At 31.5% G+C, this 14,893-nt stretch carries 19 protein-coding genes; 15 read left to right on the top strand and 4 right to left on the bottom strand.

Going from position 1 to position 14,893, the window contains the following annotated elements:
• Nucleotides 1–129: 129 nt before the first annotated feature.
• A complete protein-coding gene (locus J3U91_RS06825; RefSeq protein WP_002818548.1) occupies nt 130–564 on the top strand; it encodes a hypothetical protein in 435 nt (144 codons plus the stop codon).
• Nucleotides 565–650: 86 nt separating this feature from the next.
• Here J3U91_RS06825 and J3U91_RS06820 read toward each other — a convergent pair whose 3' ends face one another.
• Together J3U91_RS06820 and J3U91_RS06815 are read right to left on the bottom strand one after the other, a co-directional pair.
• Nucleotides 651–860: a KTSC domain-containing protein gene (locus tag J3U91_RS06820; RefSeq protein ID WP_002818550.1), complete on the bottom strand. Its 210-nt coding sequence runs from the start codon at nt 858–860 to the stop codon at nt 651–653.
• 335 nt (nt 861–1,195) lie between these two features.
• The gene (locus tag J3U91_RS06815) at nt 1,196–1,465 is read right to left on the bottom strand and encodes a hypothetical protein (RefSeq protein ID WP_002816753.1); all 270 of its coding nucleotides are present in this window, start codon (nt 1,463–1,465) and stop codon (nt 1,196–1,198) included.
• An 85-nt stretch (nt 1,466–1,550) separates the two neighbouring features.
• Between J3U91_RS06815 and J3U91_RS06810 the strand changes: the two genes are divergently transcribed.
• The 4 genes from J3U91_RS06810 to J3U91_RS06795 all read left to right on the top strand — a co-directional run bounded on the left by J3U91_RS06810 (nt 1,551) and on the right by J3U91_RS06795 (nt 4,988).
• The gene (locus J3U91_RS06810; RefSeq protein ID WP_002818552.1) at nt 1,551–1,958 is read left to right on the top strand and encodes a hypothetical protein; all 408 of its coding nucleotides are present in this window, start codon (nt 1,551–1,553) and stop codon (nt 1,956–1,958) included.
• Nucleotides 1,959–2,066: 108 nt separating this feature from the next.
• The gene (locus tag J3U91_RS06805) at nt 2,067–2,243 is read left to right on the top strand and encodes a hypothetical protein (RefSeq protein WP_002818554.1); all 177 of its coding nucleotides are present in this window, start codon (nt 2,067–2,069) and stop codon (nt 2,241–2,243) included.
• A 1,923-nt stretch (nt 2,244–4,166) separates the two neighbouring features.
• Complete coding sequence (locus J3U91_RS06800) at nt 4,167–4,349, top strand: TMEM175 family protein (protein WP_002818556.1); 183 nt, start codon at nt 4,167–4,169, stop codon at nt 4,347–4,349.
• Between the two features lie 111 nt (nt 4,350–4,460).
• The gene (locus J3U91_RS06795; protein WP_011677541.1) at nt 4,461–4,988 is read left to right on the top strand and encodes a hypothetical protein; all 528 of its coding nucleotides are present in this window, start codon (nt 4,461–4,463) and stop codon (nt 4,986–4,988) included.
• Nucleotides 4,989–5,740: 752 nt separating this feature from the next.
• Here J3U91_RS06795 and J3U91_RS06790 read toward each other — a convergent pair.
• Both J3U91_RS06790 and J3U91_RS06785 read right to left on the bottom strand, forming a co-directional pair.
• Nucleotides 5,741–6,193 (bottom strand): hypothetical protein, encoded by a 453-nt coding sequence (locus J3U91_RS06790; protein ID WP_002818561.1) that lies wholly within the window; start codon nt 6,191–6,193, stop codon nt 5,741–5,743.
• A gap of 373 nt (nt 6,194–6,566) precedes the next feature.
• Nucleotides 6,567–6,737 carry a hypothetical protein gene (locus J3U91_RS06785; protein ID WP_002818565.1) on the bottom strand — a complete coding sequence of 57 codons (171 nt, stop codon included), beginning with the start codon at nt 6,735–6,737 and terminating at the stop codon, nt 6,567–6,569.
• 184 nt (nt 6,738–6,921) lie between these two features.
• Between J3U91_RS06785 and J3U91_RS06780 the strand changes: the two genes are divergently transcribed.
• From J3U91_RS06780 to J3U91_RS06735, 10 genes are all read left to right on the top strand, one after another.
• Complete coding sequence (locus J3U91_RS06780) at nt 6,922–7,425, top strand: GNAT family N-acetyltransferase (protein WP_002820281.1); 504 nt, start codon at nt 6,922–6,924, stop codon at nt 7,423–7,425.
• 215 nt (nt 7,426–7,640) lie between these two features.
• A complete protein-coding gene (locus J3U91_RS06775) occupies nt 7,641–8,000 on the top strand; it encodes a helix-turn-helix domain-containing protein (protein WP_002818567.1) in 360 nt (119 codons plus the stop codon).
• A 518-nt stretch (nt 8,001–8,518) separates the two neighbouring features.
• A complete protein-coding gene (locus J3U91_RS06770) occupies nt 8,519–9,790 on the top strand; it encodes a D-alanyl-D-alanine carboxypeptidase family protein (RefSeq protein WP_002818569.1) in 1,272 nt (423 codons plus the stop codon).
• 97 nt (nt 9,791–9,887) lie between these two features.
• Nucleotides 9,888–10,691, top strand: coding sequence for an alpha/beta hydrolase (locus tag J3U91_RS06765; RefSeq protein WP_002817398.1), 804 nt, complete (start codon nt 9,888–9,890; stop codon nt 10,689–10,691).
• A gap of 329 nt (nt 10,692–11,020) precedes the next feature.
• On the top strand, nt 11,021–11,185 hold the full coding sequence (locus tag J3U91_RS06760; protein ID WP_002818570.1) for a hypothetical protein: 165 nt from the start codon (nt 11,021–11,023) through the stop codon (nt 11,183–11,185).
• Between the two features lie 301 nt (nt 11,186–11,486).
• Nucleotides 11,487–12,374: an ABC transporter ATP-binding protein gene (locus J3U91_RS06755; protein ID WP_002818571.1), complete on the top strand. Its 888-nt coding sequence runs from the start codon at nt 11,487–11,489 to the stop codon at nt 12,372–12,374.
• Between the two features lie 118 nt (nt 12,375–12,492).
• Nucleotides 12,493–13,245, top strand: a complete 753-nt coding sequence (locus tag J3U91_RS06750; protein WP_002818572.1) for an ABC transporter permease — start codon at nt 12,493–12,495, stop codon at nt 13,243–13,245.
• 30 nt (nt 13,246–13,275) lie between these two features.
• Nucleotides 13,276–13,725, top strand: a complete 450-nt coding sequence (locus J3U91_RS06745; protein ID WP_002818574.1) for a LytTR family DNA-binding domain-containing protein — start codon at nt 13,276–13,278, stop codon at nt 13,723–13,725.
• A 2-nt stretch (nt 13,726–13,727) separates the two neighbouring features.
• A complete protein-coding gene (locus J3U91_RS06740) occupies nt 13,728–14,129 on the top strand; it encodes a DUF3021 domain-containing protein (protein WP_002818576.1) in 402 nt (133 codons plus the stop codon).
• A gap of 104 nt (nt 14,130–14,233) precedes the next feature.
• Nucleotides 14,234–14,866 (top strand): L,D-transpeptidase, encoded by a 633-nt coding sequence (locus tag J3U91_RS06735; protein ID WP_002818578.1) that lies wholly within the window; start codon nt 14,234–14,236, stop codon nt 14,864–14,866.
• The last annotated feature ends 27 nt before the right edge of the window (nt 14,867–14,893 follow it).

Here is a 14,893-nt window from a genome sequence, read left to right as displayed (position 1 = left end):
TTTCAATTTTGTTATACGTTAATAAAATGTTTGCTTTTTAAAAGCTTATATTGGTTTTGACTTAACTAATTATTGATAATATCTTGTTAAATTAATATTTGATCGATATGTAATTGAATGGGGAAAATTATGATAAAAAGGAATATTTTAAAAGCTTTGCTTGTTTTATTATTTATTATTAGTTTTTTACCTCACACAGGGATTGGAGAGGCAAAAAAATTTTCGATTGCAACTAAAAACTACTGGCAGTTAATGACCAGTCCCGCTTATTTGTTCTTGTTTATTGTTTTGATGGTTTTAGTTGCTACAACACTTTTCTTTGCATTCAAAAAAGAATCTCGCAAATCGGTATTTTTTACCTCTTTATCCGTCACCGCTCACATAGTAATTCTTTTGTCGGTCATCAGTCCGTTTTTTAGATTCTTGTACCAGAGGAATTTGTTTTCTTCTCTATTTGGACAAAGCGGTGTTTTAAGTATGATGTTTACTTATTCCTGGGGCTTATTGATAGACTTAATTCTTTCGGTTTGTTTATTAGGCGTGTTAATTAAAAAAACACCTTAATAGTGGTGTTTTTTTAATTCAATTAGCGATTTAAATTTTTACCTTAATTGATTTCAACCGAATCCGGGTGTTTATGGAAATTTAATTTAGTAGCCTCGCTGATAAGGGCGATGCTTTATGTAGATTGCAAAATATCTTCCGATTGATGTCGCGTTGATGAATGAATAATAAGTTTTAAAAGCAATATTTCCATAACTGTAGACACGACCGTCACGAAAAATGACGGTTAATTTTCCAGTATTTTGGTCATAACCAACGTGATTAATGTTGTTTGACATAACTTTACGAAATTCCATGATATCAATTAATTCTCCTTTCTTCGTTTGGAAAAGACCTTTTCCCTAGTTCGTATTCTAGTACATGGAACAATTAATATTAATCAAAAAAAATCTTTATAATCGTTAAATATTAACTAAAAAAACTTAAATTTAATTTAATGTTCGTGTTTAATGAAAAATATAAAAAAGATAATCACGAACATGTAGAGCGAAAATCTAGCTCACAGTTGTTTATGATCATCTCATAATTTTTTTGCACGTATAAAAGCGATATAAAAATTCTCCGGATACCAAACAGATCGCCTGCGGTCAAAACGACAAGTTTCCACTTAAGAATATTGTCATTTTAAAGTTCAATAATTATGGTTTAAAGGTTTAAGTGGGGCGGATAGAGAAAGCACGGAATTATATATTCTTACATAGGATGAACTCTTGTTGGCCAAATATTCTTTCAGGGCTTTTTTTCCACCGGCATCCAGAATGAACTTTTCTTCAGTTCCTATAACAGATACAAGGTTTCTTTTGACCAGCGAATCTAAGGTGTCTGATCTTTCTATATTAATTGCTTTCTTTGTTTTATAAAGTTTATTTAGAATTTTATATTCGTTTTTATTTATATTCATAACAATCTATCCTATCAAAAAAATCAAAAAGTGCTAATAAGGATTATTTTATCAGGATTTATATTTTTTTTGAAAGATGATTAGTATGTGTATTTTATTTTTTTGCAATTTGATTAATAATCTAGTTATGAGTAATTCCGAGCTGCTAAATCGTATTGATAATGAACTTACTGGATTTACTAATGAGTTTGATAAACATTTTCCTGATGGGGAATTACATGATTTCGATCGAGAGAAAATTGAACAGAATAATGCACGAATTTTTTTTAGAATGGATTGCAGTGACTGCTACCGTTTTTTGCACGAAATTATGGGAAACAAAAAAGCGGATTCTAATCAAATATTTAATTTCAAAACTCGGGTTTACACTCTCCAAGGCTCATTGAGCGGACTTTCTAATCATATAGAAATAACCGAAGCTGTTTACAAAAAGTTGATCATTCACTTAAAACGCATTTTTAAGCTTTCTGATCAATTAAATGCTAATGAATGATATCTTTTTTTAAAGAAGCGGCGGTTGGCTGGAAATTATCGATTTAAAACCTTTCCAAAATCTTATGCTTATATTGTTATGACGATAAACATTTGAAGGAAAAATATTATGCGTATTAATTTTGATTACTTATTTAACAAAGATGATGTCGATTTTAATGACAGCGATCCACAATTGAATTCGATATCATTCACGGTTCAAGATATTCGAACCGATGCCCCAGATCGTTTTGATCGTCTTCGTAATGCTGTTTTATTTCCGCTGAAAATCAAACCGTTGGTTTAAGTGAAAAAATAATAGATAAAATTATGGTTAATATTAAAGCTGAAAGGATAGTCAAAGATAAAATACTTAACCAAGAGGTCAAATTATACTTCGACAAAACCTATAAGTTGATTGATATTCAAAATGATAAATATTTATTAAAGGAATTATTCGAATAAAGAAATGAACTTTAATTATTTGTTTAATTTTTTAAACACTTTCTCATATCTTAACTTTCAATACAAGGTGTGATTCTATATCGATAATTAAATAACCGCTTATAATAAAGACATGGATATCGGCTACCGATATCCAAGTGTAAAAGATAACTTTTAGATCTGTAATTTTTTTGTAGTATCCGATTGTAAATAATTGGGTACTATTTTTTATTGATAAAATAATTTTTTTGGATGAGTATTCTAAAAAAATATCAGAAATTTCGGAAATCTATAAGTTTGATTTTTGTATTTGTTTAATAAACAAAAAATATTTTTGTTGTAGAATAACCGCGTGGTTTTTAAACCATAAAGTTTTTAAACCACAAAAATAAAAGCAAAGTATCCAATTTGTTTCCGTCAAACATTTGTTTGGCGGTATTTTTTTGCTCAATAATATTTTAAAGGGCGCAGAATTTTAAGTTTTTAATACTATTTTTTGAATTAAAAATAGGAATTGTTAAAAGCACAACAAATGGCAGCCAGAGCGTATTTCCATAGACACGAAGAAAAGCTTTGCTTAGTTGGTTTTTAAGATGTTCTTTAAATTTCATTACTAAAAGGGTTGATTTCTGGTTAAAACATTTTTTCTTTTTGACGGATTTTGGAATATTTTAAATACACGGTTTGGCAAGGAAAATTCGGAGGAATTTCAGAAAATAGCTAATATTTTGTTGAAAAGACTAAAAAATGAATTCCTGGTAGAACATAAAAAAATAATTATCTAATTCTTAGGGTCCGCCTATTATTAAAAATCAGCATATTATTGTATGCGCTTACATTTATGTACTATAATTAATGGTGGTGTTGAAGAACAACACCAAATAACTCCGTTTAGACCTTCACATTTCAAAAATTATAGCCACTTTTGGGTGGCTTTTTTAGTTTTTTATAAATGTGAGAATATAAATTTAAAACTTAAACATTCTCTGGTTAACGCTATTTCTTAAAGCTTTTTATGTTCATTTAAGTCAAAATTTATTTGCTTTTAATTAATCAGCAATACATTGATCCTGTAGCAATATATTAGCTACAGGATAGTGTGAGCCATTATGAAAAAACTATTATTTTTTGATCCCTTATTCTCTTTTCATTTATTTATTTGCAACATAAACAATTTAATATAACAATTAGGGCTGTTTTGACTGTAGAATCAACAGTCTCTTTGCCTGTTCTTTTTTAATTTTATTTAGTTGCAAAATAGTTTTTATTTTTTTAAAGGACTCAGATACGATTTTATTAGCTATATATTTTAGTTTTTTACTAATGCATAACTTGAATTCTTTTCTTTATTGATATCTTATGTTCAAAAATATCAAGCGGAGAATATTCTGATGTTTTTTGTATTAAAACGTTATATAATTATATAAGGCACCTTAATAGGGTGCCTAACAATCATTTGACAGATTGCATTTCTAGTAAAATAAACATTAGAATATAATATATGTAATTATCGACCAATCCCTAACCAGATTGGTTTTTGTTTTTTCGCGATTTTTAAGTTGATGATCAATCCTGAACTATAAATCTAAATAATCGATGATCAAATTTAGATATGATCCTGGGGGCATAAAGGAAGTTTCATGGTATTTTTTAAGGATAATTGATGGGTTATACTAGTCGAATAAATGATGTCTAAGATTATTTTTATTATTCTTAGATCTCGTGGGCTAAAATTTATGAATAATTCAATTTATTTTAAACATGATTTTGGTTGAAAGGATTTTGAATGAATTCAGAGAAAATAAAAGACAGACTCGATACTTTCGTTGATGCAATTCTGGCAATTATTGCGACAGTCATGGTTCTGGAATTGCCAATCAAAATAGTTAATAGGCAAATTGATTTTGTTAACTTATTCATATCTATTGGTGTTTATTTAGTAAGTTTTTGTTTTTTGGCGAACATATGATATCAACATGCGGTTTTATTTTCCGAAGTTGAAAAAGTATCCGAGGGTATTATATTAAGAGAACTTATTTTAGTATTTTTTCTTTCGCTGATTCCAACTTTTACTAAATTGATGACTGAAGATGCTATTTCAGCCACGGTTATACTTTATGGGCTTTTGTATTTAATGATTGAATTTATATTTCGGTGGATAGCAATAGACCTTATTCATTCCAAATATTCCAATAAGAGCGATATGCAGCGGGTTTATTATTCAATTTACGGGAAACATAATAATCAACAAACTATTTTAAATATTGTTTTGATATTCTTGGCCTTATTTTTACCGAAAATTGCTTTATTTTTGTATTTAGCAATTCCAATCAGATCTTTTCTAACAATTAACGATGATCGTACCGATTTCAAAGAAGTTGAAAAAATGCCGAGTCAAGGAATTAAAACCTACCTTGATATGTCTGGCAAAGACCGAGTAGATTTCCAAAAAATGATACAACGATATAGGCGCCAGGTCCATTTAAGTGGCAGTAATCAAGCGCTTAAAGAAAAAGCCTGGAATGATTTTGTCCAAGAGTCAAAAAAATCTTTTAATATCAGTGAAGATCAACTAAAAAATTGGTTCAATCGGCCAAGGCATCGTTGAAATTTAAAATAATTTAATTCCAAGATTCTTTTGAATACTATTCTGATCATTTCAAATTCTTCAATACTTTAGGAATAGACTCCGCAAAAACCTTCAAACATGTTAAAAGACAGCTTGATTAGAGACCCTTTTTTAATTGTTTTATTAATATGAATGTTTCTTATTTATTTAAAGGAGGGGCGTTAAATAAAATAGTTGCTTCAAGTACATAATTTTTAATATGTTTATGGGAATAAGATAAGGCGTAATTAAATATTTGTTCAATATTGCTGCTTAATTCTATCGTCTACTTCTGACTTTTAGGATTTAGACTAGAGCATTTTGCCAAATTGACATTTTTTTCCAATTGCGTTTGGAGCAAGGGATGACCGCCATATTAAATATACGAGGCTGGCCCAAACACAAGATTGGGAATTGGTCTTGTGGAAAATAAATTACTAATACACTGAATTTTAATTTATTTTATGGATAGGAATAGATATAAAAGACCGAAGTAAAAGCAACTATCGTTGAATATATTGGCGCACATAAAAACTTTTTGAAACCGATTTTTTGTACTTAAGTGAAGCAAAATTTATTTCGTTTCCTAAACCTTGAGAAATTATCAACCAAAGCCAACATTCCAAAATAACCACCGATCAGACTTTTAATGATTGCTCCTACGCTTTCACTGAAGAGATTTGGTAATTGTAGTTTAATGGCTATGCGATTAGAGTATCAATTGTTTCCAATAGTAGGAAAAATAATTTGGATTATTTTTTCCATTTTATATAAGCTTTATTATTTTTTACATAAGACGAAGCTAATTTTTCTTTACCTGAATAGACATTTGTCGAGCGATACCAATTCCAAGATTTCAAATGTTGCTGTTTGTTATATTTTGAAATAGATTTGGCAACGATGTTTTCTCCGGCTAAAATAACTTTCTTTCTCTTGGCTTTAGTCTCCTGTAGCAGATCGTTTTTAATTTTAATTGTTATTTTTTTCCAAAATATGTCATAACTAATACTTTTGATTGTTTTTAAATCTGTTTCTCCATAACTGCTTTTTTGACTTTTTTTATATGACAAATTATTTTTAATTTTTAAATTTATTTTGCTTTGCATCGCCAGTTGCCGATTAAAGATAACTCCAATCCATGATAAAGAGCCCAGCACAATAATTAAAATAAGCAATCTTAAAAAGTATTTGTAACTTTTTTTCATATTCGTATTTAAGCACAAGAAAACAATTTTGAAATTAAATATTCTTAAAAATCCTTTTTAATGGAATTGATTAATATTCTTTTATCCTTAAATATATATTTATTTAACCCCAGCTTCTTAGGATTTAGTTATGGAAACATTATCGTTTTTATATCTTTTCTTTTTGATGTTTATCCAAATATCAGCGATCACTTATATACTTTTTTTGTTGATGTGTATTATTTTCACTGCCTGGAGTTTTATCCGGACTTTCAGAAATAGCTAGTCGATAAATCACTAATACTATTAAAAACAGTCCGTTTGGAACTGATGTGTTGACTAAACGATTAATAAAAAGACTCGATTGCTCTTTTTTTAAATAATTTTTATCTACTTATTTTTTTTGCTTTTTGCTTTCCTCATCATCTTCATTATTTAAGTTCTTTTTAATGTCTTCGGCTCGGTCTTCGGCGAGATCTTTAGCGTTTGAAAGAATTTCTTTAGTTTCTTTAATCGTTTTTTTGATTTGCCCTTGTTTTTTACTTTTGTTATTTTTCAATGGCATAATTTTCCTCCCAACAAGTTCTTAAAAATGTTTTTTATTTGTGATTAATAATAGCAAAACTTTGTTTTTGATGAGAACCGATCTTTTTTCGTTAAGTTTTAAAGACATTCTTTGAGGTAATCTGATTGTGTAAAATTTAATTAATGCATATAGGTTATGGACGATTTAAAGTAGGAGCAAATAAATGGAGATAAAAATTAGAACGTTGGAGAGAAAGGACTTAGATCTTGTCCACAAATTGGATAATGAGAGAACGACGATGGCTTTTTGGTTCGAAGAACCTTACGAATCATTTGATGAGTTAGTTAGCTTATACGATAAGCATATTCATGATGATCGGGAGCGTCGTTTTGTGGTTGATAAGGATGGTGAATTTGCCGGTATTCTCGAACTTGTAGATATTGATTTTATCCACAGAACTACCGAAATTCAAATTATTATCGAGAAAGCGTTTCGTGGAAATGGTATTGCAACAATTTCTATGAAAAAAGGGTTGGATTATGCTTTCAATACATTGAATATGTACAAAGTATATTTATACGTTGACGTAGATAACGTTAAAGGACTTCACATATACAAAAAAATTGGTTTCGTTGAAGAAGGGAAACTCAGAAAACATTTTTTTGCTAATGGAAAATATCATGATAGCTATCTAATGGGAATTTTTCGCCAAGAAGTTAAATATTAATATCGCTATTGGAATTGTCCTTTTGGATCATTTTTTGGTTGTATTTGAAAAAAATTAAAAAAATTATGCCAATATCTAATCTTCATTTAATAGAAAAAATTGTTTTCAAATATTAGAATTTTAAATGTTTAGAACGTTAACTACTCATGTATTTATTTAGTAATGAAAACTGATTCATTCATATGAGAAGAACGTTTTTAAGAGAGGAGACAGCCGTGACCGACCTAACAGATTTAGCCAGCAAACTATTGGATTTACAAAAGCAGGATCATTTCACGCCAAGATCATATCGAACTGAAATTGAAGATTCGATTCGTTTTTCGACAGAACACGGTTACGGAGATTTGGCGATAAAAGTTCGTGATTTGTGGGATCACTTATCAGACAGTGATCATAAAAAAGAATTGCTTGACCCAAACAAAACCAAAAAGCTAAATATATACCAAAAGAAACAAAAGGCTTATCAAATGCGCAAGGAAGGCATATCCTACTCGGCGATTGCTGATTATATCGGTATTAGTTCGACGACAATCTATAAGTGGCGACAGGAGTTTCAAAGAAAACAGTTATATTAATTTACGCATTTTTACGATGAATTATTTTCCAATTTTATTGGGTAAAAATCAGAAATTACTTTTTGGCGTCAGAACATATTATTCGATATTTTTTATTTATAGTTAATTTTATTTTTATGTAAACTTGATAATTTGATGTTAGCATCTTATTTGTAGCCAAATAGGTGACTACATAAACATAGCTTTTAATTGAACATTTGAGCTTCAGATTATTTTTTCATTGCGCGAACCGTCGTTATTAATTAGCGACGGTTTTATTTTTTATTTAATATCCAGTTTAATTTTATTTAAGTTTTCTTGACTACATTGATCATTGTGTTTGGTAGAACAAATGAAATTAATCTCTATTATCACTAATTTCTTTTGTTGATTGAAAACAGACCGTCAGAAAATCTGACTTTAGTGGGTGGATTTGACCTTTTTCATGAAAGCAAAAAAACACCATTTGATTGGTGGTTTTTATTTAGTAATATTGATCAATTGAATAAACAAGTTTTATAACTGGAAAGGAAAAATTAGTGCAACTGAAAACCTTTAAGCAATTCATATTATCTTTGTTTGCTTTTTTTACAGTATTTTCAATCAACGTTTTAAAAGTGAAAGCAGCAATTATTACTCCTTCAATCAAGGCGAAGGGGGCAATTGTAATAGATGAAAAAACCGGACAGATTCTTGCTTCGAAAAATGCTGATAAACGCTATCCGATTGCGTCTATAAGCAAGCTGTTAATTGCTTATCTGGTTGAAAAAAGAATAAAAGAAAATAAAATATCTTTAAACACCAAAGTTAAAATCCCATCCGGAATTGTGGCAATTAGTCAGGAAACAACCATTACTAATGTACCTTTGAGTGCTACTCGCTCATATACGATTAAGGAGTTGCTGGAGGATGCCTTGCTACCGTCGGGAAATGGTGCTGCAATTGCTTTAGGAGCGGCGATTACTGGAAGTGTTTCAAAAACCGAGACAGCAATGGAAAAGCTTCTTTCCTCATGGAATATCAAGGGAGTAAAAATATATTCACCGGCTGGATTGACAAATGGAGAAATGGGAGCTTATAAAGATAAATTGGCTTCTGATGATGCTGAAAATAAATTATCTGCTAAAGAGTTGGCAGAGGTATCCCGTCATTTGATGCTTGATTTTCCTTCAATTCGAAAAATTACCGATAAATCTTCTGCGGTCGTCAGTTCGACCAGCGGGTCTTCTTATACAATCGAAAATACGAATCAACTTTTAAAGAACATTAAGTCTCCATACAAATTCACTGGAATTAAAACAGGATCAGCCGAATCTATTGGTGGGAATTTTATCGGTGAAACAAGAATCAAAGGCCAAAAAGTAATTACGGTTGTTTTAGGCAGTGGCTCGATGACTGATGAATCAACCAGATTTGTTCAAACTGTTTCGATGCTTTCACAGCTTAATAAGGCAAGTTCTATAAAGAAAATCGCAAAAAGCGAAGGCTCAGCCAAACTAATTGCCGCTACTGGAAAAAATGGAAAAGTAAAAACCATTAATAGCTATCGATATTCACTTTTTGTTCCGAAAAAAAAGACAAGTCTAGTTTATAGCAGCATAAAAGTTAAGAAAAATATTTCGTATCCCTTATCTAAAGGAAAAATGATCGGATATGATGAAGTAAAAACAAGCAGTAATCTAGCAAATGATTTTCTCTATGGGAAATATTTGTCAGTTAAAGTTGACAGTAACGAAAGGGTCAAGGAAACTAATTTTATAGTTCGTGCTTGGCGACAACTGTTTTTCAGCAAAAGTTTTCAAACAAATTAAAATTTGATAAGTTTTTTCACAGTTCAAAATTACTGAATTATTCTTTATCTATATTTATCAAATATTTCAATTTTTATTAGGGAGTTTCAAAAAACAAATGGCATTTTTAGAAGTTAATTATTATTCACGGGTTTTGGGAATGAATCGGGTGATGAACGTTCTTTTGCCTGAAGAATCTGATCATAATCCAAATTGGACAAATGACAGTTTGAAAGATTTGCCGGTACTTTATTTATTACATGGCATGTCCGGCAATCATTTTGATTGGCAGAGAAAAAGCGATATTGAACGTTTACTCCGGCAGACAAAGTTGGCAGTTATTATGCCTGCGGCCGATTTGGCCTGGTATACAAATACTGATTACGGTATGAATTATTTCGATGCAATATCTCAGGAGCTGCCCAGAAAAGTTGCCAGTTTATTTCCACAAATTTCAACTAAAAGGAAGAAACATTTTGTCGCCGGCATGTCGATGGGTGGCTATGGCGCTTTTAAATTGGCTTTCTCGAGCAGTTATTTCAGCTATGCAGCCTCTTTATCCGGTACCTTGATATCCAGTTTAAATTATCCTGGTTTTTTGGATATGGAAAAACAAGCTTATTGGAAAGGAATTTTTGGTGATCTTGATAAATTTTCCGGTTCAAAAAATGATATTTTCGAACTAGCAAAGCGCCAATCCAACACCGGCATAGAACTACCGAAACTTTATGCTTGGGTTGGACAACAGGATTTTTTTTATGGTGCTAATGAAAAGGCTATTCCTCGTCTGCGCAAAATGGGATACGATGTTTCTTATGAAACTAACCCCGGCGATCATGAATGGTATTACTGGAGTAAATATATAGAAAATATTTTGCAATGGCTGCCAATTAATTATCAAGCAGAAAAACGTTTGTCATAGTTTTTTGTATCCTTTTATATAGAAAGCGCTTTCAATTTATCGTGAAAGCTGATATAATATAAATAGGGTTTAAACGAGATCGAAACTGATGATTGGTTTCGTCAGAGGTGTTTCCTGAGAGGGGAACAGGGTCTCGGGAATCCGGAAAGCAGCTTCCACCAACATTTAGTGGCATGAAACATCAAAGCTTATTGCTTTAAAGTTAGTGTTTACAAATGTTAGACAGTCTTAGTGATTATGTTAAAACCATATGATCTGCCACTGTTGATGGGGCTGTTTTTTAATAACTATTTTGTTTCCAAGGTATAAAAAATAAAGGCGGTATTGATATGAAAAATAAAGATCTAGAGGACTGTGATATGCTTCAACAAGCTCTGACTATCGAGACGAGATTGCCGGCTAAGAAAGTTCTTGTTTTTGCGGCCACTAATATGATTGCCGGTTTTACCTTTGGATTTTTGATTCGTTCGCTTTTTGATTTAAAAAAACGATAAGATTTTAATTTTTTTAGCCTCTCGTCGAATCTGTCAAAGAATCAATTCGTGCAACTACTTCTCCTCAAAATAACTGATATTTATAAAAAGCAGACCATTTCATGTTGCCCTGCTTTTTAATACATAATGAAATTCTGTCTGTTTTCCGGCTTATCATTTTTTAATTTATTATTGAAATTTTAATATCATAATTTCTACCACTTATCAAATTATCACTGCCACTTATCTATATTTACAATTTAGAGGATCTTTTTTTGGGTAAGCTGTTTTTACGTTGAATAACTAAAAAAAGAGGTAACAAATGGCAACAATTTTAAATGCAACGAGGCTAACGAAAATTTATGATAAGAAAAAAGCAGTCGACAATATCGACATAAATGTTAATGCGGGATCGCTGGTCGCTTTTTTGGGTCCTAACGGAGCCGGCAAGTCGACAACAATCAAAATGTTAACTACTATTTTAAGACCAAGTGGGGGGAAAATTTTGGTTGATGGTGAAGAGAGTCCGGAGGCAATTAGAAAAAATATTGGGATTGTCTTTCAAGAAAGCATCCTTGATAAAGAATTGACAGTTAGAGAAAATCTGCTTTTCAGATCTAATCTATATCAGCGACTACCGAAAAAGAGAGTTGATGAAGTCATTGAAATTGTTCAGGCTGAAGAATTTCAAAATCAGGCTTATGGTTCCTTGTCAGGTGGACAAAAACGTCGGGTTGATATTGCCAGGGCTCTACTTAATCGGCCTAAAATTTTATTTCTTGACGAGCCGACAACTGGCTTGGATATTCAGACCCGAAATCTGATTTGGGGGACCTTGTCAGCGATGCAAAAAAATGAAAATTTGACAATTTTTCTTACTACTCACTATTTGGAGGAGGCCGATCAAGCAGATGATGTTTATATTATCGATCATGGTCATTTGATTGCCCATGGGACATCCAGCCAACTAAAACAGAAATATACAAAAAATGTTTTAACGATTGAGGGAGACAATGATTTTATTGAAAAAGATTTGTCTTGGGGAAACAAATTGCGTGAGTCGCAGGGAAGTTTAATTATCGATACCGATAGTTCCCAAGAAGCAATTTCTTTGCTATCAAAATATGCAAAACAAATTGATCATTTTGAATTTCGGCAGGGAACAATGGATGACGTCTTTATATCACTGACAGGAAAGGAGATTCGTTAATGTTTTCATTAATGAAGCGCAATTTAACACTATATTTTAAAGATCGGTCAGGACTTTTCTTTTCGATTTTGAGTTCTTTGATTGTTCTGGGTCTATATATTGTTTTTTAAAAAACGGAATGCTTAAAAATTGGTCTGAAGTTCCGCATACAGTGAAGGTTCTTGATCCTTGGCTGATAGGTGGAATGCTTTCTGTAACCGCTACAACAACAACTCTGGCGGGCATAAATCGATTGGTAAAAGATCGTGAACAACAACAATTGCAGGACTTTTTAATTACCCTTGTTAAACCCTTTTTAATCCAATTAGGATATTTTCTAAGCGCAGTTGTTATTGGCATTATTATGCAAATAATTGTTTTCTTAACTGCGTGGGGATATTTTGCTTATTCAGATAATATCGAAGTGGAAACAAATGTTTTTTTGCCTTTGTTGGGTTTAGCGATTATTAATGCTTTTAGTGCTTCAGCAATTAGCTTACTAGTCGTTACGTTCATTAAAAAGTTAACGACACTTTCAACTGTTTCTTCAATTATCAGCACGGCATCAGGTTTCTTTTCCGGAATTTACATTCCGATTGGTTCTTTACCAACTTTTGCACAAACTCTGATCAAAATTTATCCAGGATCTTATTCGGCATCGTTATATAGGCGCCTTTTAATGAATAATCAATTGAGTTCTTCTTTCAAGCATTTATCGAACAATGAATTAATCGATTTCAAAAAACAGTTGGGAATAGGCTATCAATGGCAATCAATGACGTCGAGTACTCAAGAATTTTCTGTCCTGATCATTGCATTATTGGCCGCTCTTTTGATTGTTGCTTTCAAATCATTTTTTGAAAATCGCCTGCGAAAAGATAGAAGGTTATAATATTCAGCAACTAGGACTGGAGAAAAAGATTTGAAGATTTCGTTCTTATCGAACAACAGATTATCGGAAAATGAGGTGATTGTGCAGGTTACTGCACATGATTATTCGGATAACGTCAATCAATTAATCGCTTATATAGAAGAATATAAACACTTCGACCAGATAATTTCGATCAACGTCGGTAATGCAATTAAATTTATTAATCAGGATTCGTTGGTTGCAATCGAAGTTTATGGAGACGAACTTAGATTTTTTTCTGAAAAAACAGCTTACACGACCCGGGGCCGACTTTATAAAACTTTGGAAAAACTTGATCGCCGATTCGTTCAGATAGCTCGTGGCACGGTTATTAACATTAATTATCTTCAATCTTTAGAAGCTGGCTTTTCTGGAAACATGACGGCGATCATGAAAAATGATAGAAAAATTAATGTTAGTAGGAGATATTTAATCAATTTAAAAGAGAGGCTGGGCTTATAAATATGGATCTTGCAAGGAAAGCTATCAGAGGTGTCTTGGTTGGAATTGCCTTTAGTTCATCAATCTATCTTATTTCAAAACTTTTTTCCAAAACGCTTCCTATTTCAAAACTCGAGATTTTTAGTGTTCTTCTACTTGGCGCTTTTATTGGTTTATTTTCATTGATTTTCGAAATGGACGAATACTTGAGTTTTCTTGCCCAACTTATAATCCATTTCTTTTTGACCGCTTTTACTGTTTTTATTTATGCCTATGTCAATAATGTACATGTAACTTTAATTGGTGGTTCGCTTGGATTTATTTCCATTTATATAGTTGTTTGGCTAATTGTTAAAAGCCAAATAAACCATGATATTAAAGAAATTAACCAAAAGTTGTCGGCAAAAAAAAATGAAGACGATTAGAGTGATTATCTAACTTTAATAAAAATAGTTCAGGTATCTATAGAATGAAAAAAATTTTCAATTTTTTATATTGATTTAGAAACACTGTGATAGACTTAGGTTTGATGTTGAAAAAACAAAGGAAAAAAATTTTTATTTATCTTTTCCTGTTTTTGGTTTTTTTATCAGCTGCCGGATACGGAATTAATCGGGAACACTATAAAAATCAACTTATCTCATCGAGGGCTAAAGCCAAGAAACTTCGAGACAAAAAGAAGGAAACCTCATTCAAGTCAAGAATGAGAGCTGCAGATTGGCAAAAACCTTCTGAAAAAGCATCTTATCCGGTTTTATCAAAATATAAAAACGTTTGGATAGATGTCTCCATCGCCAAACAGAGAGTATATATAAAAAGTGGCAATAAAATTCTATATGAAATGTATTGTTCGACTGGAATTGATGATTCAACACCAACGGGAACTTACAAAATTCAAAAAGAACGGGGAACATTCTTTTATAATGCGTCATCCAAAGAGGGAGCTCGTTATTGGGTATCTTGGAAAGACAATGGTGTTTATTTATTCCACACGGTACCAACAGATAAGAACGGTAAATATATAGTTTCTCAAGCAAAAGAACTTGGCAAAAAACCGAATTCTCATGGCTGTGTACACCTATCGATTCCGGATGCCAAATGGATTTACAAAAACATTTCCCAAGGAACCAAAGTTGTTGTTCACGGTACTTTTAAAGCCTGAAAATTTTGCCGCTAGTTATCGTTTTGA

The organism is Oenococcus oeni, assembly GCF_020510245.1.
Classification (GTDB): domain Bacteria; phylum Bacillota; class Bacilli; order Lactobacillales; family Lactobacillaceae; genus Oenococcus; species Oenococcus oeni.
Note: the sequence above shows the minus strand (reverse complement) of the source record. Positions and strands in the feature narration are given on the sequence as shown.

What these genes read in the sequence shown, in the direction of transcription:
- J3U91_RS06765 (WP_002817398.1), top strand. Translation starts at nt 9,888, where the DNA reads ATGGCATTTTTAGAAGTTAATTATTATTCACGGGTTTTGGGAATGAAT.
- J3U91_RS06735 (WP_002818578.1), top strand. Translation starts at nt 14,234, where the DNA reads ATGTTGAAAAAACAAAGGAAAAAAATTTTTATTTATCTTTTCCTGTTT.
- J3U91_RS06755 (WP_002818571.1), top strand. Translation starts at nt 11,487, where the DNA reads ATGGCAACAATTTTAAATGCAACGAGGCTAACGAAAATTTATGATAAG.
- J3U91_RS06810 (WP_002818552.1), top strand. Translation starts at nt 1,551, where the DNA reads ATGTGTATTTTATTTTTTTGCAATTTGATTAATAATCTAGTTATGAGT.
- J3U91_RS06815 (WP_002816753.1), bottom strand. Translation starts at nt 1,465, where the DNA reads ATGAATATAAATAAAAACGAATATAAAATTCTAAATAAACTTTATAAA.
- J3U91_RS06785 (WP_002818565.1), bottom strand. Translation starts at nt 6,737, where the DNA reads ATGCCATTGAAAAATAACAAAAGTAAAAAACAAGGGCAAATCAAAAAA.
- J3U91_RS06825 (WP_002818548.1), top strand. Translation starts at nt 130, where the DNA reads ATGATAAAAAGGAATATTTTAAAAGCTTTGCTTGTTTTATTATTTATT.
- J3U91_RS06805 (WP_002818554.1), top strand. Translation starts at nt 2,067, where the DNA reads ATGCGTATTAATTTTGATTACTTATTTAACAAAGATGATGTCGATTTT.
- J3U91_RS06790 (WP_002818561.1), bottom strand. Translation starts at nt 6,193, where the DNA reads ATGAAAAAAAGTTACAAATACTTTTTAAGATTGCTTATTTTAATTATT.
- J3U91_RS06820 (WP_002818550.1), bottom strand. Translation starts at nt 860, where the DNA reads ATGGAATTTCGTAAAGTTATGTCAAACAACATTAATCACGTTGGTTAT.
- J3U91_RS06740 (WP_002818576.1), top strand. Translation starts at nt 13,728, where the DNA reads ATGGATCTTGCAAGGAAAGCTATCAGAGGTGTCTTGGTTGGAATTGCC.
- J3U91_RS06760 (WP_002818570.1), top strand. Translation starts at nt 11,021, where the DNA reads ATGAAAAATAAAGATCTAGAGGACTGTGATATGCTTCAACAAGCTCTG.
- J3U91_RS06795 (WP_011677541.1), top strand. Translation starts at nt 4,461, where the DNA reads ATGACTGAAGATGCTATTTCAGCCACGGTTATACTTTATGGGCTTTTG.
- J3U91_RS06780 (WP_002820281.1), top strand. Translation starts at nt 6,922, where the DNA reads ATGGAGATAAAAATTAGAACGTTGGAGAGAAAGGACTTAGATCTTGTC.
- J3U91_RS06750 (WP_002818572.1), top strand. Translation starts at nt 12,493, where the DNA reads ATGCTTAAAAATTGGTCTGAAGTTCCGCATACAGTGAAGGTTCTTGAT.
- J3U91_RS06800 (WP_002818556.1), top strand. Translation starts at nt 4,167, where the DNA reads ATGAATTCAGAGAAAATAAAAGACAGACTCGATACTTTCGTTGATGCA.